Here is a 20,438-nt window from a genome sequence, read left to right as displayed (position 1 = left end):
AAAACGTGTCTGAGCTTTTTGCTTAGACACGTTTTTTAGTTAGAAATGCGATTTTTTGATGAAAAATTTCAAGTTATTTGAAAAAGTTCCTAAATTTTTTTGATGTTTCCGCTTGCGTTCTGTGATGAAAGAAAATAATGTGGTATACTTGTTAGGAAATCTTGAGAGAGAAGTGAGGGGTATGATGTCGTTTCAATTGAATCAATTATTAGATTTGAATTATTGGCAGCAAGTCATCTCAACGGATTTCTTATCTAAGGATTTTGTTATCAATATCATAGATATCCTAGTCGTATGGTACCTCGTTTACAAATTAATCATGCTTGTTCGTGGAACAAAAGCAGTCCAACTATTAAAAGGTGTCGCTGTTTTTATCATTATCCGCATTCTAAGTGAGATAATTGGTCTACATACATTATCTTGGTTAATGAATCAAGTCATCATGTATGGTGTAATCGCCGCGGTTGTTATTTTTCAACCAGAAGTGCGAAGAGGGCTGGAACATCTAGGGAGAAGTTCGTTTTTCCGCCCGAATAAAGGTGCGCAACAAGAAGATGAGCGTATTATTCAGGCCTTTGACAAAGCCATTCAGTACATGTCAAAACGGAAAATTGGTGCTTTGATAACCATTGAACGCAATACCGGTTTAGATGAATACATTGAGACAGGTATTGATTTGGATGCCGATATTACTGGTGAATTACTGATTAATATTTTCATTCCAAATACACCACTACATGATGGTGCAGTGATTATCAAAAATGAAAAAATTGCTGTTGCTAGTGCGTATTTACCGCTATCAGAGAGCAATTTAATTCCAAAAGAATTTGGAACGCGCCATAGAGCCGCAGTCGGTATCAGTGAAGTCAGTGACGCCATTACGATTGTTGTTTCTGAAGAAACTGGTGACGTTAGTTTGACGTTGAACAATGAATTAATTCCTGGACTAACGCAAGAAGAGTATTTAACAATTTTGCGTAAGGAGTTAATTTCGGAATCATCGGAAGATAAAAAAAGTGCTTTGCAGCATTTTATCGATGATGTAACAAAGGGGGTTAAACGCAAATGAGAAAAGCCTCCCAAAAAAGCTGGTTTAATGGTTTGCTTTCATTGCTGTTTGCATTGTTGTTATTTTTTAATGCCAATGCAACAGGCAATAATCCCTCCAATTCAGGTTCAAGCCAAACGTATAGTGAGACACTGAATAATATTCCTGTCCAAGTCCAATACGATAAAGACAAATATTATGTCTCTGGATTTGAAGAGAGTGTAAATGTTCATTTACGTAGTGCGAACCGCATTCAATTAAACATGGAATCAAATGCTGACACACGAAATTTCCAAGTGGTCGCAGACTTAACCAAATTGCCATTAGGGACTTCGGAAGTACCCTTGACAGTTCGGGGACTAAGTTCAGCTGTTACAGCTGAAATTGAACCGAAAACAGTGACTGTAACGATTGAAAAGAGAGTAACAAAAAAATTCGATGTAGAAGCACAACTTTCTGATAACATTGAAAAAGAAGGCTACAAAGTAAAAAATATTTCTGTAGATCCAAAAACTGTAGAAGTAACAACTGGAGAAGAAACAGCGAAAGCAATTGACAAAGTGATTGCGCCAGTCTCAAGTGCCAAACAAACAATTGATACGATTAAACAAACGGTAAATGTCCAAGCGCTAGATGCCAAAGGTCAAGTCCTAAGTATCGAAAATCCAGCACCACAAGTCAAAGTAACAGTAGGCTTAACTGCGCCAACAAAAGATGTACCACTGAATGTTAGTATGACAGGTACGCCACCTGCTGGGATCGCTCATTACAATTATAGTTTATCAACGTACCAAGTTAGGGTCAGTGGTCCGCAATCAATTTTAGATACGCTAGAATCAATTGAGGTACCGGTAGATATTTCTGATATTCGCAAAGAAACAAAACAATCAGTGACTATTCCCGTTAATGGAGAATACGTAGTTACACCAGATGAGGTTGACGTTTCTTTGAGCCCCGTGTACAATCAACAACAGTCATCAAATACAAATGAAACTTCAGGGGAACCTGCAAGTTCAACAACGGCTGGCTCAGGTAGCCAAGCAGTACAACCAAGTACATCCAGTCAAGTAGAATCAAATACTTCTGAAACAACAAGTGAGGGATCAACAGTAGAAAGTACAACTGCTGGTTCAACTGAAAATACAGAGAATCAAGTGACTAAGGAGAATCAAAATGGGTAAATATTTTGGAACAGATGGTGTAAGAGGAATTGCAAATAAGGAGTTAACACCTGAATTAGCCTTTAAATTAGGGCGTTACGGTGGTTATGTGTTGAGTCAACATGAAGATAGTTCAAGAAAACCTCGTGTTCTCGTAGGCCGCGATACACGTATTTCAGGTGAGATGTTGGAACAAGCATTGATTGCTGGATTATTATCAGTCGGGATTGAAGTTTTCCAATTAGGGGTGATTTCAACACCTGGTGTAGCATATCTTACTCGTTTACAAAAAGCATCCGCTGGCGTAATGATTTCAGCTTCACATAATCCTGCGGAAGACAATGGGATTAAGTTTTTTGGGGCAGATGGCTTCAAATTAGTAGACGATCAAGAAGCAGAAATTGAAGCATTGTTAGACGCAGAAGAAGACACCTTACCAAGACCTTCTGCAGAAGGCTTAGGCTCATTAGATGAATTTCCAGAAGGCTTACTAAAATATTCGCAATTTTTAGTTCAAAGTATTCCTGGCGATTTAGCAGATATGACTGTTTGTTTAGATGCTGCCAACGGAGCAACTGCAACAGCAGTCAATCGTGTCTTCGCGGATTTAGAGACAGATTTCTATACAATGGGAACAAGTCCTAATGGATTGAATATCAATGATGGTGTGGGTTCCACTCATCCTGAAGCTTTGGCAGAAATGGTTGTTGAAAAAGGCGCAGATGCTGGTTTGGCTTTCGATGGCGACGGTGATAGAATTATTGCAGTCGATGAATTAGGACGAATTATCGATGGTGATAAAATCATGTATATTTGTGCCAAATATTTAGCTGAGAAAAAACGTTTGAAAAAAGATACAATCGTTACAACGGTGATGAGTAATCTAGGTTTCCATAAAGCTGTAGAAGAAATTGGCTTAAAAGATGTGGTAACGCAAGTGGGTGATCGTTATGTTGTAGAAGAAATGCGTAAAAATGATTACAATTTTGGTGGCGAACAATCTGGTCACATGATCTTTTTAGATTACAACACAACAGGTGATGGCATGCTTTCAGGGATTCAATTGTTGAATGTTATGAAGCAAACGGGCAAAAAATTATCTGAATTAGCGGATGAAGTGACGATTTATCCACAAAAATTAGTCAATATTCGTGTCACAGATAAAAATGGTGCAATGGAAGTTCCGGCAATCAAAGCAGTTGTCGAACAAGCAGAAGCAGAAATGAATGGCGAAGGTCGTATTTTAGTTCGTCCTTCTGGAACAGAACCATTGTTACGTGTGATGGCCGAAGCGCCAACACAAGAAAAAGTTGATTATTACGTTGATAAAATTGCTGAAGTAGTACGTGCAGAAATCGGCGTTGAATAAGAACAAATTAGAAACCAGACACTTAATGCTAGCTTGCGTTAAGTGTCTGGTTTCTTTGTTGGAAATCAAAAAAAGAAAATAGCTAATAAGCTCCGTCTATCATTGACATAGAGCGGTTAAAAGGGTACTATTTTAGAAGTAAGATGCACCGCGTATCTTCTTTTTTTATTTGATAAAATCAAGAAGGGAGCGGCTGTAAATCAATGGAGTTATAGAATGGAGGAGCGAAATGAAAGAAAAAATGTCCGTCAAGACAATTGTAGCAATTGGAATTGGCTCTGCAGTTTTTGTTATTTTAGGTCGATTCGTTGTAATTCCAACTGGGATTCCTAATACGAACTTAGAAACGTCGTATCCATTTCTTGCTTTAATGTCAGTTGTTTTTGGACCAGTAGCTGGAGGGCTAATTGGTTTGATCGGTCACACGTTAAAAGATTTTACCACGTATGGTAGCGCTTGGTGGAGCTGGATTATTTGTTCAGGAATTATTGGTATTATTTTTGGCTTCGCTGGTCGTAAAATGGATCTTCAACATGGTGAATTTACAACAAATGACATGGTGCGTTTCAATATTTTCCAAGCGTTTGGTAATATCGTCGTTTGGGGCTTAATCGCGCCTAGCTTGGATATTTTGATTTATAGTGAACCCGCAAGTAAAGTATTTACACAAGGCGTATTCGCGACTGTTTCAAATATTGTCGCTGTGGGGATTATTGGAACATTGTTGATGAAAGCTTATGCATCAACAAGAACAAAGAAAGGCAGTTTATCGAAAGATTAAGAAACTGTCGAAATAATTTAAATGGTTAAGGGTCTGCCCTAGTAATTACTTTGCTAATGCTCAGACCCTTTCTTTTATGGAGAAACTGAGGTGAGGCCGAATGAAAAAACCAATCATTACTTTTAATAATTTTTCCTTTCAATATCATAGCCAATCTGAACCGACATTAAAGGGGATTCAATTAACCATCTATGAAGGAGAAAAGGTTTTAATCGTTGGGCCTAGTGGTAGTGGTAAATCAACATTGGCGCAATGTATCAACGGGTTAATTCCCAATATTTATGAAGGTGAGATTCAAGGAACAGCTACGGTTGCTGGTAAAAATATCCAAGAAACAAGTCTATTTGATTTGTCTTTTGATGTAGGAACTGTTTTGCAAGATACCGATGGGCAGTTTATCGGTTTAACGGTTGCTGAGGATATTGCTTTTGCTTTAGAAAACGATGCAGTTGTACAAGCAGAAATGAAAAAAGCGGTCCACAAATGGTCCGAGATTGTTGAGCTGAATCAGTTATTGCAACACCGTCCACAAGATTTGTCAGGTGGTCAAAAACAACGTGTATCTATGGCGGGCGTTCTAATTAACCAATCAAAAATTTTACTTTTTGATGAACCTTTGGCTAATCTTGACCCACGAGCGGGACAAGAAACAATGACTTTGATTGACACCATTCAACAAGAAACAAAAGCGACTGTTTTAATAATAGAACATCGCTTAGAGGACGTTCTTTGCGAATCAGTTGATCGAATTATTGTCATGAATGAGGGCGCAATTATTTCTGATACAACGCCAGATGAATTGTTACGTCAAGATACGTTGACCCAACAAGGGATTCGTGAACCTTTGTACGTTACAGCCATGAAATATGCTGGGATTGATTTAACACAAGTTAGTCATTTAGACAAATTAGCCGAAGTATCAGGCGAAACAGTTTTGTCCAAAATGACACAGTGGTCTGTCCAACCTAGTTCAGTTAGTGCAGTCAAAGGAGCTGAACTATTACGTTTGGAACAAGTGTCCTATCAATATGATCGTCACGGTGAAAAAGTGTTAGATGACTTCTCAGTAACTATTCATCATGGAGAAATGATCAGCATTGTAGGAAAAAATGGTGCCGGGAAGTCTACACTTTCTAAAATAATTTGCGGGTTCATCACGCCTCAATCGGGCAAAGTTTTATGGGAAGGCCAGGATTTTTCCAATTATTCAATCAAAGAACGTGCAGATAAAATTGGTTATGTGATGCAAAATCCCAATCAAATGATTTCTAAAAAAATGATTTTTGAAGAAGTAGCTTTAGGATTAGTTTTACGAGATGTGCCACAAGCAGAAATTGAGGAACGTGTGACGAATATTTTACATATTTGTGGGCTGTATCCCTTCCGGAACTGGCCGATTTCTGCATTGAGTTTTGGGCAGAAAAAACGGGTAACTATTGCATCAATCTTAGTTTTAGAACCTGAATTATTAATTTTAGATGAACCAACAGCTGGGCAAGATTTTAAACATTATACAGAAATGATGACATTTTTAGAAGAATTGAACCGCTTAGGTGTGACTATTTTAATGATCACTCACGATATGCACTTAATGTTGGAATATACAACACGTGCGTTAGTAGTTTGTGATGGACGTTTACTAGCAGATGCGACTCCAGTTGCTGTTTTAACAGATGAAAAATTAATTCAAGCGGCTTCTTTAAAAGAAACGAGCTTGTTTACCTTTGCTAAAGCGTTAGGCTTGGAAAATCCCTTGCTATTTACGGAAAAATTTGTTGCTTACGATCGTGAGGTGCGTTTTGGATGAGTGAACGACAAATGTTAGGCTATCATCCTGATTCAACCTGGATTCATCGCTTAAACGGCACAAGCAAATTAGTCTTTTTAATCGTTGTCTCTGTGGCTTGTATGACCACGTATGATACTCGTTATCTGTTAGGAATGTCTGTGATTTCGCTTGTTTTGTTAAAATTATCAAATATTAAATGGCATCAAATATCTTTTGTTATTAAATTTATTGCTATTTTTTCTTTGTTAAATATCTTAACGGTTTACCTTTTTGCACCTGAATATGGGGTTGATTTATATCAATCACGTACCGTGATTTGGGAAGGAATCGGACGGTTTACTTTGACACAAGAAGAATTATTTTATGAATTTAATTTAGTTTTAAAATATTTCTGTACGATTCCGTTGGCATTAATCTTTTTATTAACAACAAATCCTAGTGAATTTGCCTCCAGCTTGAATCGAATTGGTGTGAGTTATCGGATTAGTTATGCAGTAGCGCTGGCTATTCGTTATATTCCCGATATCCAAGAAGATTTTTTTAATATTTCTTTAGCACAACAAGCGCGAGGTTATGAGATGTCTAAAAAGGGACGGTTAGGCCAACGAATCAAAGGCGTAGCACAAATCGTTTTACCCTTAATCCTATCTAGTTTAGATCGAATTGAAACTGTGAGTACCGCTATGGAATTAAGGCGTTTTGGTCAAAAGAAAAATCGAACGTGGTATGCGCAACAACCTTTTCATCTGCGTGATTTTTCGGTAATGATACTTGCCTTGTGCTTATTAGGAATCAGTTTCTGGTTGTTCCATGTGAATGGTGGACGGTTTTATAATCCATTCCAATAAATAACAAATTGATAAGGTTCTATAAATAGAACGGATATTTTTTTATTATTAAGAATCTAGTACTTTCTCTTACTATGAGTGTACTAGATTCTTTTTTTACAACTTTAAAGAACTAGACCGATTTTCGTTTTTTAGATTTTTGTTGACAAGCACCTACTTTTAATTGTATTATTGTTTATGTTTCTACGGAATATATTTGCAAAGGAGGTATATAGACCAATATTGGATAGCGCCAGACCTGAACGTTCAGGTGACGAGGAGAGAGCTTATCGAAGATTCGGCGGGTGGCTCTAGGGACTGCACTCTACAGATAACAAAGAAAAACTAATTGTGAAGTTAGAACAAAGCGGTTATCACGCAGGTAGAAACATATAATGGGATTTGCTAGTTAAACAGGACCTAGTAAATACAGAATTTCAATTGGAAAGTAGGAATTAGCATTATGTGTGGAATTGTCGGAATGATTGGGAAAGAAAATGTCACGGAAAGTTTGATTCAAGGATTAACAAAATTGGAATATAGAGGTTATGATTCTGCTGGGATTTGTGTGAATGATCAAAGCCAACAGCCCCATGTAGTTAAGGCAGTTGGGGGCATTGCCGATTTAGCAGCAAAATTAACGCCAGAAATCGATGGAACAGTTGGTATTGGTCATACTCGTTGGGCCACTCATGGCGAACCAACTGTCGCCAATGCACATCCCCATGTTTCAAGCGATCAACGCTTTGCATTAGTGCATAATGGTGTCATTGAAAATTTTGAAGAATTAAAAGAACAATTTTTAAGTGGTGCTCACTTAATTGGTGATACAGATACTGAAATCGTCGTTCAATTAATTGCTCATTTTGCTGAAAATGGTTTTTCAACAAAAGATGCTTTTAAAGCGGCTTTAGCCGAAATTAAAGGTTCATACGCTTTTGCTTTAATGGATAAAATGGACCCCAATACTATCTACGTAGCGAAAAATAAAAGCCCGTTACTTATCGGTCTAGGTGAAGGCTTTAATGTTATTTGTAGTGACGCGATGGCGATGATTAAAGAAACCAATCAATTTGTTGAGATTGTTGATGGTGAAATTGTAACTGTTACAGCGGATAAAGTAGTAATCGAAACGCCAGAAGGACAAGTAATCAACCGAGAACCTTTTGAAGCGCAATTAGATTTAAATGACATTGAAAAAGGAACATATCCGTTTTATATGCTCAAAGAAATTGATGAACAACCTGCAGTGATGCGCAAAATTGTTCAAGCATATACTCAAGGTGAAAAAGTGACTTTAGATGAGGCGTTACTTGAAAAAATTAATCAATGTGACCGAATTTACATTATTGCTTGTGGGACAAGTTATAATGCAGGTTGGGTCGGAAAATCTTTAATTGAAACGATTGCCAGTATTCCTGTGGAAGTTCATTTATCAAGCGAGTTTGGCTACAACATGCCTATTTTATCTGAAAAACCGTTCTTCATTTTCTTAAGCCAAAGTGGTGAAACGGCAGATAGTCGCCAAGTACTGGTACAGGTTAATGAATTAGGTCATCCATCACTTACATTAACAAATGTTGCTGGCTCAACATTATCACGTGAAGCGGACGATACCTTGTTATTACACGCAGGACCAGAAATTGCTGTCGCTTCCACCAAAGCTTATACTGCTCAAATCGCTGTCTTAGCTATTTTAGCAAAAGCAATTGGCGAAGAACGTCAAACATTAGCAGCCGTCTCATTTGATGTGGCTCACGAATTGAGCGTGGTAGCGGCTGTCATGGAAACCTTGATTGATGAAAAACAACAAATGAAAGCCTTAGTGGAAGATTATCTGACGTATACTCGAAATGCCTTCTATATCGGGCGAGGAGTCGACTATTATGTGTCGATGGAAGCGGCCTTGAAGTTGAAAGAAATTTCCTACATTCAAGCAGAAGGCTTTGCGGCAGGTGAATTGAAGCATGGAACGATTGCCTTAATTGAAGAAGGAACACCTGTGATTGGGATTGTGACAGATGCCAAAGTCGCAGCCCATACAAGAGGCAATTTAAAGGAAGTCGAAAGTCGTGGAGCAAGAAATATTGTGATTGCCTTGGAATCCTTGGCAAAACCACAGGATCAACTGATTATTCCAGATGTTCATCCGTTACTTTCTGCCTTAGTTAGCATTGTTCCAGGTCAATTATTAGCGTACTATGCAACCTTACAAAGAGGCTACGATGTTGATAAACCAAGGAACTTAGCCAAAAGTGTAACTGTTGAGTAAATCAAGAACCTGAGAGAAAGATGTTTAACGGGTTCTCATAAGTTTTAATATCTGAGGTCGGGACAGAAGCGTTTAACTCCGAGAAATAAGAAGGAGTTGCTTCTGTTCCCGCCGTTTATAAGTTTTTGAGCGTGGAGCAAAAATCCAAAGTGATTTTTGTCCCACGCTCAGATATTTTTTATAAAAGAAAGATATTCAGTCAAAAATGAAAGATTCCAAAGAAATTCTTTTTTTCCGTTGAAAACTGTTTGCATTTTAGCAAAATTAGATATAATTAATAAGAACCGAAAAATAAGAATTAGCCAGTGAGGTAACTTTGTTTGAAAGAAAGCAAAAAGTAGGTTAAGCTGAAAAGTGCTAATTTATTTAACAAAAAAAGATTGTGAGTTGTTTGATATGGATCAGTTTAGTACATTAACTGAACAAGAATTTACTACCTTTGCAATGACACATCCTGCAGGTAACTTTTTAGAAACACCCGAAATGAAACATTTATTGGAACGACGTGGCTGGCATTGTGAATACGTTGGCGTCAAACGAGAAGGCCAACTAATTGCTGCGTGTATCCTAAGCAAGAAAAAAGTCAAAATTGGTTATGCTTTCGACATTGACGGCGGAATTTTGATGGATTATACAGATAAAAAATGTGTAGAAGCCTTTTTCACAGGCTTAAAAAAATATGTGAAAAAAAATGATGGCCTTTATTTAACCTTTACTCCCAATAAACAAATTTGTTTACGTGATTTTAATGGCGGTGAAGTTGAAAAGGTCAATCAAGAAACATTTGACTATTTCACATCAATTGGTTTTGAACACCAAGGGTTTGATGTGCACAATTTTGATGGCGCGCCACGTTGGCTGTTTGTCAAAGATATGGCTGGATTAACAGAAGAAGAGCTCTGGAAATCTTATGGAAAAGATGCTAAATATGACATCAAGAAAACATGGGAATATGGAGTAACAACCCGAGAACTTCGTTACGAAGAGCTACCTCTCTTTAAGAAATTAACGGAAGAAACAAGTGCACGACGTAATTTTGAAGATAAGGATTTAGCTTATTACCAAGCTGTTTATGAAGAGTTTGGCGAACGAGCAAAATTTATGGTGGCGGAACTAAACTTTGCTACTTATTTAGAAAATCTTCATGAGAAATTACGCAAATTACAAGAGACGCTCAACGAAGTCAATGAAGCGTTAATTGCCAATCCTAAAAGCCGTAAAAAAAATAACCAGAAACGTGAATTTGAAGATGAAGTTCGTACCGTGCGCAAACGGATTGACGAGGCTAAAGAAATGAAAACATCAGATGAACCTGAAATTTTAGCAGGCGCCTTATTCATTGTTCATCCACAAGAAGTTGTTTACTTGTTTAGTGGTACGTATGAAAAATATAAACAATACTATGCACCGTATTTAATTCAACATAAAATGTTAACTTACACAGTAGAAAATAACATTCCCAAATATAATTTTTATGGCGTTGACGGTGTTTTTGATGGAAGTGATGGGGTTCTTAAATTCAAACAATCCTTTGGCGGTCATGTCGAAGAATTAATGGGCAATTTCCAATGGAAAGCCAAACCAATGAAATATGCCTTATATCACGCATTAAAAACAATTAAAGAAAAAGTCTAAAATTAAAACCTAATCCTTAAAAAGGAATGGCAAAGTGAGGCGTTTAAATGGAAAATCAAGTCGAGGTTATGACGTATGCACAGTTAAAAGAAATTATGCAGGCGTTAGAAGCAAACGAAGCGATTACAGAAGATACAAAAGTCTTTATTGATACAGGCTGGGATAGCGTGCAAGAAGTAGCACCAGATGCAGTCAGTATTGAAAAAGTTGCTAAATTTACAGTAGCAGATGTTTTAACAAACGAAAGTTTTGCTGGGTATAGTTTAGAAGAAAAGGCGGAGAAGATGAACGCTGAGGGCGACCTAGAAACGGCAATTATTATTCGTAATCTTTACTAAAAAAGTCCGTTTGAATAGTTAAAATCGAGGTCGGGACAGAACTGTTTAGCTCCGAGCAACGCGTAGTGTTGGTTCTGTTCCCGCCGGTTATCAGGTTTTGAGCCTGGAGCAAAAATCCAAAGTGATTTTTGTCCCAGGCTCATCTGCTTTAAATAAGAAATAAAGGAGGTTAGATATGAGTACCATTCATGAATTTCCAAAAAACTATGAACGTTTTATTGCGAAAGGAGAAGAAGCACTTGTAGAACATAATCAGATCGCCGCTTTAGAAAATTTTCAACAAGCCTATCAGCTACAACAAACGCCGCCAGTAAACCAAAAAATTGTCCAATTATTGTTGGAAATGGATGAAGCTGACGAAGCACTAGCATTGGCAGAAGCGTTCCAAGATTCTTATTTTGAGAACCTCGAAACAGCGGCAATTTATATGCAAATTTATAGTCAGAGCCGTCGCTTTATTGAAGGATATATTTTATTGAAGCAACTACTTCAAACTAATAAAATAACGCTAGCACAACAAAAAACGTTAGAACAGCAATTAATGCAAGTGGAAGAGGCGTATCGACAATTAGAAACGCAGCAAATTCAAGCAATTAAAAGGAACTTGTTAGTAAGCGATCAATTGCCCGTTTATCAACAATTAGCGAACATTAAAACCAGTTTATATTTGCCTAAACCAGTATTTGTGGAAGTCGCAAAAGATTTAGTTATGAACCAAGCACTTAGTTATTTTGCTCGGGAATGGTTCATTGAAGAATTAGCACTGTTGCAATTTTCAGAGCCACTGACTTTTCTTTGGTATGACAATCAGCCTCAGACAGTCTTACTAGAAGGAAAAACTGGACCGTTAAATACGCCGATCTATTCCGAAATTTGTACTGAACTTAGGAATCGCTTAGAAAATGATGATCCAATTATGCTGCAGCATTTGGAAGAAGAAATTCGGTTGCATCTTGCCTATTTGTATCCATTAGCAGAGACGGTTATTTCAGATCCAACTATCTGGGTCTTGGGTTATTTGGCAACCTACTATCCTGAATATATTGAAAAAGAATTGACTGAAGCAAAAGGCCATCAAATCGCTGCTGTTCAAAAAGTTCAACAGCCGATACGAACGGCTTTTACACAAATAATGCTTTAAAAAATGGCACGTCCTAAAAACGAGGACGTGCCATTTTTTCGGTTAATGACTTTAGTCAGTCGAAATCTCTAAAGAGATTTCGACAAAAAAACCACGCGTACTGCGCGTGGAGGCCAGAGCTTTAGCGATAAAAACTCCTTTCGATATAATAGATAAAGGCTACCAACCGTTATCAAATCGAAAGGAGTTTTTGAATGTCGAACGACGATAAAAGTTTAGCACATACTCGTTGGAATTGTAAGTATCATCTTGTGTTTACACCAAAATATAGAAGAAAAGTAATCTATGGTCAATTGAGGCGAGATATAGGGAAAATACTAAGGAAATTGTGTGAGATGAAAGAAGTCGAAATCATTGAAGCGCATGCAATGCCCGACCATATCCATATGTTGGTAAGAATTCCGCCGAAGTTGAGTGTATCAGGTTTTATGGGTTTCTTAAAAGGAAGAAGTGCAGTAATCATTCATGAACGTCATGCGAATTTAAAATACAATTATGGAAATCGATCCTTTTGGTCAAAAGGCTATTATGTGAGCACTGTAGGATTGAACCAAAAAACGATAGCTAAGTATATACGAGAACAAGAAGCAGAAGATCGAATAAGGGATAGTATAAACAAAAGAGAGTATAAAGATCCATTTAGGAAGTAACAACTAGATAAGAATAGAATGGTAGCGGTTGGCAGTCTCTAAAAAAAGCTCCCTTAAAGGGAGCAGCAGGTAGCGAGCCCTTCTAGGGCTATTAAAAAGCCACCCGCTATGCGGGTGGATATTTACTTCAGAAATTTGCTGAATCTGCTCTAATTGCTTTTCTTGACTGATTATTGCGGATAATAGAAAAAAGCAAGACAGAAATAAGTAAAAAGAATTCCTTGAATCAAGCAAATCACAACGAACAATGGCGTTGCTCCTGGAAAAGAATCAGAAATCCGTGTAATTAAAAATTCAACTAACCATAAAATCATTGAAAATAAAAATAATTTTTTCTGACGAGTTCTCATAGTCCGCAACAACCTTTCTGGTGATTTTCACTTCTCTATCATAACATAGAAAACGAGCTGTTTTTTCTCAAAAATTTTGTTACTTCATAAGAAAAATGGGAAATAAACAAGTTTCAGGAAGTAATAAATGTACCCGAAAAGAATACTTAATCCATCTTAATCAAACCATACAGTCACGTTTATTGCAAAAGAAGTGTTTTTGGATGGAACAAATTATTTCATAAACACAAATATTTCTTTGTTGTTTGTATAAATGTCATAAAAGTGATTACTTACTACTTTTTGATTTTTAGACATATCCGTATCGGTCAGTGGTGCCATCTCTACTCCTAAATTCGATGAAGTATTGAACCAAACGTAATTAGGGAAGTATAGACCGTCATTTGGTGGCACAATTTTTGAAAGAATTGGGTAGTTTCGACTTGTATTAGCATAAACAGTTGAATTTTTGAAAAACGTATTTAAATAAACTTTTTTTCGTTCGTTTGTTACAACATTTTTTAAATCATCTGTTAAAACAGCTGCTTGGCGATTGAATGCTTCTTTTTGATAGTTTAATGTGGAAGAATACACCAAAACAAACGATAAAATATAATAAGATAACAAGCTGGCCACAAGTAACGAAGTTAGATAAATTGCTTTCACTTGTCGATTGTTAAATAAACTTAACATGCTGATTGTAACAAAAACAGCAAATCCGTAAATATAGCGAGGCGCATCACCAGCGATATTTCTTGAATAGACAATAAAAATACCAAAACTTAAGAGAGAAGCAAGTCCTAAATATAAGATACAATAAAGGAAACTTAAGCCCAAGTTGATTTTGCTATTTGATAGATGACTAATAAAAAATAAAACAAGCAGTAGGAGCAGTAATAAGAGCCATAAACGATTACTCTGGTTCAATAGCTCTGAAAAATAATGGTAACTATTTTGATAAGCCACACTTGGAATATCGTGCAAACTTGGTAAGGCCTGACTGCCCCCAATGTTGTTTGTTGCGGAAGGTACAAATTTTAACTCGATAAGGTAGCTGACTATAGAAAGTAGATAAGCGATAGCAGCAAGTGCGACTTTTTTACAAAGAGCAATGAAATTTTCTCCAGCAAGTAACTGCTTGAAAGTAAGGAATAAGACGATAACTATATAAATTCCTGACGAGGCTTGGTAAGTATTAAACATAACAAACAGTGAAAAGGCAGAAACCAAGAAAAACGTAAAAGAATTACGCTGCCACCAATAAAAAGGGAGAAACGAACAAAAAATACTCAATGCCATATAGGGACTATCAAACCTGAAACTAAGACATTGAAGGAACCAAGGATTGAGGCCAATTAAAGTAGCTACTAAAGAGGAACCCCAGCTAATTTTTTTGGTCATTGATGATATAAATAGCCAGTATGCTTGTGAGAGATAAGATAAGACCTGTTAGAATCGGTGTGGTCAAGCCCAGATCTGTCAAATGACGACTTCCTTGAACAAACCATGAGAGAAATTCACTGCCCCAACGTGCGTAAGTCGTACCAAAATCTGTCATTCCAGCGACTTGGCGAGCATTATCATCTAAGTAAGGGAAATTGATAATGCCGATGGATAAAACTGCCACTTGATAAATTAAAATGATCAATAGAAGATAGGCTTTATTTTCAATACACCAATTCTTTAAATCAAATTTTTTTGATTCTGTAGGTAATTGTTTCATCATTGTACTCCACTCCAATAATTATTTAACAATTAAAATATACCATAACGAGTGGAATGAAGAAATTGCTTTTGTTATTTTCTCATCTTGACAGAACACTAAGGGTAGGCAAAACAAAAAAATCCCAACTCTTTATTAAAGAGTTGGGATTTTACCAAAAAGCCACCTGCCGGGCTTGAACCGGCGACCCCCACCTTACCATGGTGGTGCTCTACCAACTGAGCTAAGGCGGCGTTTTCAAAGGCTAAACTAACTCGAGGATTGCAACGAAGTGAAACCCATAGAGTTCACTTTCAAAGGCTACACTGCGACGAGTAATCGTCAAAGTTCCTTTTGAAAAATCGTACAAATCTCGTGCACAAGAAATAGAATAACGTATAGACGAAAGTTTGTCAATTGCTCTTTCGTAAAAAAAGAAAAATGATTTTTTTCTAAGAAAAACTGTTGACAATCTCTTTTTTCTCTAGTAAAGTGTAAATCAACATCACAGATAACTATTCATTCGTTGAAGAGAAGAGTAAATTTTGATGACCTTCAAAAGAGAGTCCTGATTGGTGAAAAGGGACAAGGTTCAGAAAAGTTGAAGATGGCCTCTGAGAATAAATTGCTGATAAGTAAGCAATTTCGGCTAAGCACCCGTTACCATGTGCACCAAGTTAATAAAGACTTGGATAAGAGATGAGATATAAAGAATCAGTTATATTTCGAAAAAAGGTGGTACCGCGAATCATTCGCCCTTTACTAGCAAAACGCTAGTGAAGGGCTTTTTGCTGTGAATCACTACGACTGGCGCGAAGCGACAGAGTAGATGCTGAACAGTACAAGGTGACCGAAGGGCAAGTTGTGTCATTTGCACGAAAGTGTTCCTACGATTCTCGCCAAGGCTGTGATTCTCGTCACAGTCAAATCCTGTTGAGCACTACGACTGATGCAAAGAGAGAGAGTAGCTATTATCTGCGATTACTCTTGAAGGGATAGGAACTCTAGTCTGTTTAATTTTGAAAACAGATGAAAATCAGTTTAGAATGAATAGAAATAAAAAAGCAGTGATATAGTAAGTACAAGACTTGATTTGTCTAACAGAGAGCCTAGGTAGCTGAGAATAGGTGACAAAGACGTTTTGGAAAATGGCTATTGAGCAAGCGCTCCGAGTGTTAAACACAAGGCGGCGACGGGGGCTCCCGTTATCGAGCTAGGGTATCGAACATATTGTTCCGTACTTGAAAAGGGAATTTGTGTGAGCAAATTCTGAACATGAGGTGGTAACACGCAAAAAAGCGTCCTCAACGATACAACTTGAGTTGTGTCGTTGAGGATGCTTTTTTCTTTTTTATGAAAAAATGCAGGTTGGTAAGAATGAAGGGGGATAAAGAATGATTGAACTAAAAAATATCAGTGTGACATTTCAACAAAAAAAACAAGAAATTCAGGCTGTCCAAGATGTTTCTTTGACAATTGATAAAGGGGATATCTACGGAATCGTTGGTTATTCCGGTGCTGGAAAAAGTACGTTAGTACGGGTAATTAATTTATTGCAACGACCAACAGCGGGCACCGTTATTATTAACAAAGAAAATATTTTAACTTTTTCTAAAAAGGAATTACGACAACAACGAAAAAAGCTTGGAATGATTTTTCAACATTTTAATTTGATGAAAGAGCGGACTATATTTAGTAATATCGATTTTTCATTAAAATATTCTGGGCTAAGTAAAAGTGAACGGCGTCAAAAAATCAGCCATTTATTAGAGCTAGTTGGACTAAGTGAAAAACGGGACGCTTACCCCAGTCAACTATCAGGAGGGCAAAAACAGCGGGTTGCGATTGCCCGCGCTTTAGCAAATGATCCTGAAATTTTACTTTGTGATGAAGCGACGAGTGCGTTAGATCCAAAAACAACGGGACAGATTTTAGCTTTGTTAAAAAAGTTAAATCAAGAACTGAACTTGACGATTGTCTTAATCACCCATGAAATGCAAGTGGTTAAAGAAATTTGTAATAAAGTCGCGGTGATGGAAAATGGCTGCGTTGTCGAATCAAACGATATTGTTTCGATTTTTAGTCAACCCCAACAACCTTTAACCAAAGATTTTATTCGGACAGCAACTCATATTGACCAAGCATTAACCACGATTCTTGAACATCCTAAATTAGCTGATTTAGATAAAAATCAAGAATTAATTGAATTTTCTTATGTGGGAGATCAAACGAACGAGCCATTAATTGCACAATTGTATAGCCAATATCAGGTATATACAAATATCCTTTATGGCAATGTCGAAATTGTTCAAAACGTTCCTATTGGCCATTTAATTGTGGTGCTTTCTGGTGATGAGGCCCAGCGTCAACAAGCCCTTACTTATTTAGCGAAACAAGGCGTGCGAACCAATGTTTTGAAAACCTATCAGCAAACGAAGCAAAAGCAGAATTTACAGGTGATTTAAAAAAGGAGTGAACTGAGAATGTATCAATTATTTGAGAAATATTTTCCGAATGTCGTTCAATTAAAACAAGAGTTTCTTCAAAGTACATGGGAAACATTATACATGGTTTTTTGGACAGCCTTAATTGCTGGTGTGTTAGGAGTCTTGTTGGGTGTTGTGCTTGTCAGTACTGGCCCCAGTGGTGTTTTGAAAAATCCACCCCTGTATAGCGTCTTAGAAAAAATTATTAATGTTTGTCGTTCTATTCCTTTCATCATTATGCTCGCACTGATTCAACCATTAACACGAATTTTGGCAGGAACGACAATTGGTACAACCGCAGCGTTAGTCCCATTAGTTATTGGCGTAATTCCGTTCTTCGCGCGCCAAATTGAAAATGCGTTATTAGAAGTGGATCCTGGCGTTATTGAAGCGGCAGAAGCCATGGGGACGAGTCCCTTAGGGATTATTTTTCGGGTTTATTTAATTGAAGGGTTACCAAGTATTATTCGTGTTTCAGCAGTGACAATTATTAATTTGATTGGATTAACAGCCATGGCAGGAGCGATTGGAGCCGGTGGTCTGGGCAACTTAGCGATTACTCGAGGATACAATCGGTTTCAAACCGATGTGACATTTATGGCCACGTTAATTATTTTAATTATGGTATTTATCAGTCAAGCCATTAGTAATCAATTAATCAAAAAAACATCACATTAGAAAAAAGGAGAAATGACAAATGAAAAAATTTAGTAAATTAATTGGACTTATTGGGGTATTAGCTTTTACGATTGCAGGTTGTGCATCGGGGTCTGCGAAGGATACTAAGACAGAAACCGTTAAACTAGGGGTTGTAGGAACAAAAAATGATGAATGGGAATCGGTCAAAGACCGTTTGAAAAAGAAAAATATTGATTTACAATTGGTAGAATTTACAGACTATACGCAACCAAACGCAGCATTAGCAGAAAAAGAAATTGATTTAAATGCCTTTCAGCATCAAATCTTTTTAGACAATTACAATAAAGAGCATGGAACGAAATTAGTATCAATTGGCAATACAGTCAATGCACCATTGGGAATTTACGCTAATAAATTGAAAGATATCACGAAAATTAAAGACGGCGGAGAAATTGCTATTCCTAATGACCCAACGAATGGTGGGCGGGCGTTAATTTTATTACAAACTGCAGGACTGATAAAAGTTGATCCTGCGAAACAGCAACTACCGACTGTCAGTGATATTACTGAAAATAAACGCCAATTGAAAATAACTGAATTAGATGCTACGCAAACAGCGCGCGCTTTACAAGATGTCGATGCTTCAGTGATTAATAGCGGCATGGCTGTCGATGCTGGGTATACACCAGATAAAGATGCTATTTTCTTAGAACCTGTAAACGAAAAAGCGAAACCTTATGTGAACATTGTCGTGGCTCGAGAAGAAGATCAAGAGAATAAACTTTATCAAAAAGTTGTAGAAGAATATCAACAAGAAGAAACGAAAAAGGTCATTGCGGAAACATCAAAAGGCGCCAATGTTCCGGCCTGGGAAACATTTGGTAAAAAATAAAGGAGGCATTTATAATGAGTACAACAACGATTCAAACAATCCAAGAAGCTATTGCTACAGAAAAGGAATGGATAATCCATTTAAGACGTCATTTTCATCAATACCCTGAAGCAAGTTTAAAAGAATATGAAACGATTAAGCGAATTAAAGAAGAACTACTAGCCTTAGCTATTCCTTTTGTAGAAGTAGGGGAAACAGGTGTTTTAGCAACCATTGAAGGAAGTCTTGGCGCTGGCAAAACGATTTTGTTACGTGCAGATATTGATGCGTTGGAATTGCCAGATGCAACAGGTGCTGCCTATGCTTCTAAAAATCCAGGACTCAATCATGCTTGTGGACACGATGGTCATGCGGCAGCATTGCTAGGTGCAGCTAAAGTGCTCAAAAAACATCAGGATACCTTTTCAGGAACGATTAAACTGGCCTTCCAGCCAGCTGAAGAAATTGGTGCAGGCGCTCGACAATTTGTGGAAGGAAATTATTTAGAAGCAATCGACCAAGTGTTTGGGATTCATTTAGATTCCAGTGTGCCGGTTGGAAAATTAGTCGCTACCAAAGGCGCCACCAACGCCTCTTGTGATATTTTTAAAATTGAAGTCAGTGGTCAAAGTAGTCACGTCGCCCAACCACAGAATGGCCGGGATGCTGTTTTAGCAGCGGCCAGTATCGTTGTGGAATTACAAAAAATTGTAGCTCGCGAGATTGATCCTTTAGATTCTGTCGTAGTAGGAATTGGCGTTTTACAAGCAGGAACACGCTATAATATTGTAGCAAACCAGGCAACCATTGAAGGTACTGTTCGAACATTTAGTCAGGAAACGCGCCAATTTGTTTTACAACGAGTCGAAGAAATTGCCCATGAAATTGCCCAGTCTCATCGCACAGAAATTGCTGATTTTTCTGTTTATGCGGCAGCGAATCCATTAATTAATGAAGAACAAGCAACCAACCGTGCACAGCAGGTAGCCAGTGAAATTGTTGGTTTTGAAAATGTTGTGACCAATCATCCTAAAAGTTTAGGGGCGGATGATTTTGCTGATTACTTAGCGGTAATTCCTGGTATCTATGGACGGGTCGGTTCACGAAACCCTGAAAATCCTGCTACTCATTTTGGACACCATCATGAACAATTTGATATTGATGAACGTGCCTTACTTTTAGCAGCAGAGTACCACGTACGCTATGCATTAAACTATTTATCAGAATAACAGGGATAGGGAGCCGACAAAATGATGGTTTGTGGGCTCCTTTCGTTATAAACCAACGTGGCTTGCTTTCTTGTCATTCTATGGTAGAATACAAGCATAAGAAAGGTGATTCACATGTTTTTTGTTTTAACTGATAAATTAACAAGAAAAGTAGCTCCCGATAGTTTAAGAA

The 20,438-nt window shown here is 37.4% G+C and carries 16 protein-coding genes, 1 tRNA gene, 1 pseudogene and 2 other annotated features; of the genes and pseudogenes, 15 read left to right on the top strand and 3 right to left on the bottom strand.

The genetic code is table 11. From position 1 onward, the window contains the following. Window positions 1–184 precede the first annotated feature (184 nt). The 11 genes from cdaA (at window position 185) to tnpA (ending at window position 13,010) form a co-directional block, all read left to right on the top strand. Window positions 185–1,069 (top strand): diadenylate cyclase CdaA, encoded by an 885-nt coding sequence (gene cdaA / locus IGK70_RS09060; RefSeq protein WP_002389035.1) that lies wholly within the window; start codon window positions 185–187, stop codon window positions 1,067–1,069. Further along, window positions 1,066–2,229 carry a CdaR family protein gene (locus IGK70_RS09055; protein ID WP_002362088.1) on the top strand — a complete coding sequence of 388 codons (1,164 nt, stop codon included), beginning with the start codon at window positions 1,066–1,068 and terminating at the stop codon, window positions 2,227–2,229. Before cdaA ends, IGK70_RS09055 begins: the two co-directional genes overlap by 4 nt. Then, entirely contained in the window at window positions 2,222–3,577 is a 1,356-nt protein-coding gene (gene glmM / locus IGK70_RS09050) for a phosphoglucosamine mutase (RefSeq protein ID WP_002356936.1), read from the top strand. The genes IGK70_RS09055 and glmM overlap by 8 nt, the downstream gene beginning before the upstream one ends. 229 nt (window positions 3,578–3,806) lie before the next feature. After that, a complete protein-coding gene (locus tag IGK70_RS09045) occupies window positions 3,807–4,358 on the top strand; it encodes an ECF-type riboflavin transporter substrate-binding protein (RefSeq protein WP_002356937.1) in 552 nt (183 codons plus the stop codon). Between the two features lie 100 nt (window positions 4,359–4,458). Further along, on the top strand, window positions 4,459–6,165 hold the full coding sequence (locus IGK70_RS09040; protein ID WP_438775225.1) for an ABC transporter ATP-binding protein: 1,707 nt from the start codon (window positions 4,459–4,461) through the stop codon (window positions 6,163–6,165). Further along, a complete protein-coding gene (locus IGK70_RS09035) occupies window positions 6,162–6,995 on the top strand; it encodes an energy-coupling factor transporter transmembrane component T family protein (protein ID WP_002419726.1) in 834 nt (277 codons plus the stop codon). The genes IGK70_RS09040 and IGK70_RS09035 overlap by 4 nt, the downstream gene beginning before the upstream one ends. A 442-nt stretch (window positions 6,996–7,437) precedes the next feature. After that, window positions 7,438–9,246, top strand: a complete 1,809-nt coding sequence (gene glmS / locus IGK70_RS09030; RefSeq protein ID WP_002356940.1) for a glutamine--fructose-6-phosphate transaminase (isomerizing) — start codon at window positions 7,438–7,440, stop codon at window positions 9,244–9,246. A 396-nt stretch (window positions 9,247–9,642) separates the two neighbouring features. Further along, a complete protein-coding gene (locus tag IGK70_RS09025) occupies window positions 9,643–10,881 on the top strand; it encodes an aminoacyltransferase (RefSeq protein ID WP_002362084.1) in 1,239 nt (412 codons plus the stop codon). Between the two features lie 47 nt (window positions 10,882–10,928). Beyond that, complete coding sequence (locus tag IGK70_RS09020) at window positions 10,929–11,219, top strand: hypothetical protein (protein WP_002359936.1); 291 nt, start codon at window positions 10,929–10,931, stop codon at window positions 11,217–11,219. Between the two features lie 175 nt (window positions 11,220–11,394). Beyond that, window positions 11,395–12,360, top strand: a complete 966-nt coding sequence (locus IGK70_RS09015) for a hypothetical protein (RefSeq protein ID WP_002372066.1) — start codon at window positions 11,395–11,397, stop codon at window positions 12,358–12,360. 194 nt (window positions 12,361–12,554) lie between these two features. Continuing rightward, complete coding sequence (gene tnpA, locus IGK70_RS09010) at window positions 12,555–13,010, top strand: IS200/IS605 family transposase (RefSeq protein ID WP_000063801.1); 456 nt, start codon at window positions 12,555–12,557, stop codon at window positions 13,008–13,010. 170 nt (window positions 13,011–13,180) lie between these two features. Here the strand turns inward: tnpA and IGK70_RS09005 are convergent, their stop codons facing one another. The 3 genes and pseudogenes from IGK70_RS09005 to IGK70_RS08995 form a co-directional block, all read right to left on the bottom strand. Next, on the bottom strand, window positions 13,181–13,360 hold the full coding sequence (locus tag IGK70_RS09005; protein WP_002383739.1) for a hypothetical protein: 180 nt from the start codon (window positions 13,358–13,360) through the stop codon (window positions 13,181–13,183). Between the two features lie 213 nt (window positions 13,361–13,573). Further along, a pseudogene (locus IGK70_RS09000) lies at window positions 13,574–15,065 on the bottom strand (glucosyltransferase domain-containing protein). A 157-nt stretch (window positions 15,066–15,222) separates the two neighbouring features. Next, a tRNA-Thr gene (locus IGK70_RS08995) sits at window positions 15,223–15,295 on the bottom strand. A 263-nt stretch (window positions 15,296–15,558) separates the two neighbouring features. Next, window positions 15,559–15,804 (top strand) — a binding site (T-box leader). 295 nt (window positions 15,805–16,099) lie between these two features. Then, window positions 16,100–16,350 (top strand) — a binding site (T-box leader). Between the two features lie 85 nt (window positions 16,351–16,435). On the opposite strand from IGK70_RS08995, the gene IGK70_RS08990 reads away from it, so the two are divergent. Genes IGK70_RS08990 through IGK70_RS08975 form a run of 4 tightly spaced genes read left to right on the top strand, consistent with a single transcriptional unit; the run spans window position 16,436 to window position 20,266 of the window. Next, entirely contained in the window at window positions 16,436–17,506 is a 1,071-nt protein-coding gene (locus IGK70_RS08990; RefSeq protein WP_071981498.1) for a methionine ABC transporter ATP-binding protein, read from the top strand. 18 nt (window positions 17,507–17,524) lie between these two features. After that, the gene (locus IGK70_RS08985; protein ID WP_002359998.1) at window positions 17,525–18,205 is read left to right on the top strand and encodes a methionine ABC transporter permease; all 681 of its coding nucleotides are present in this window, start codon (window positions 17,525–17,527) and stop codon (window positions 18,203–18,205) included. Between the two features lie 19 nt (window positions 18,206–18,224). Further along, entirely contained in the window at window positions 18,225–19,058 is an 834-nt protein-coding gene (locus tag IGK70_RS08980) for a MetQ/NlpA family ABC transporter substrate-binding protein (RefSeq protein ID WP_002366917.1), read from the top strand. Window positions 19,059–19,072: 14 nt separating this feature from the next. Further along, window positions 19,073–20,266, top strand: coding sequence for an amidohydrolase (locus tag IGK70_RS08975; RefSeq protein WP_071981497.1), 1,194 nt, complete (start codon window positions 19,073–19,075; stop codon window positions 20,264–20,266). The last annotated feature ends 172 nt before the right edge of the window (window positions 20,267–20,438 follow it).

The sequence above is a fragment of the Enterococcus sp. DIV0358 genome, from assembly GCF_051713465.1.
In the GTDB taxonomy this organism is placed as follows: Bacteria; Bacillota; Bacilli; order Lactobacillales; family Enterococcaceae; genus Enterococcus; species Enterococcus faecalis.
This window is presented reverse-complemented; position numbering and strand designations above follow the sequence as displayed.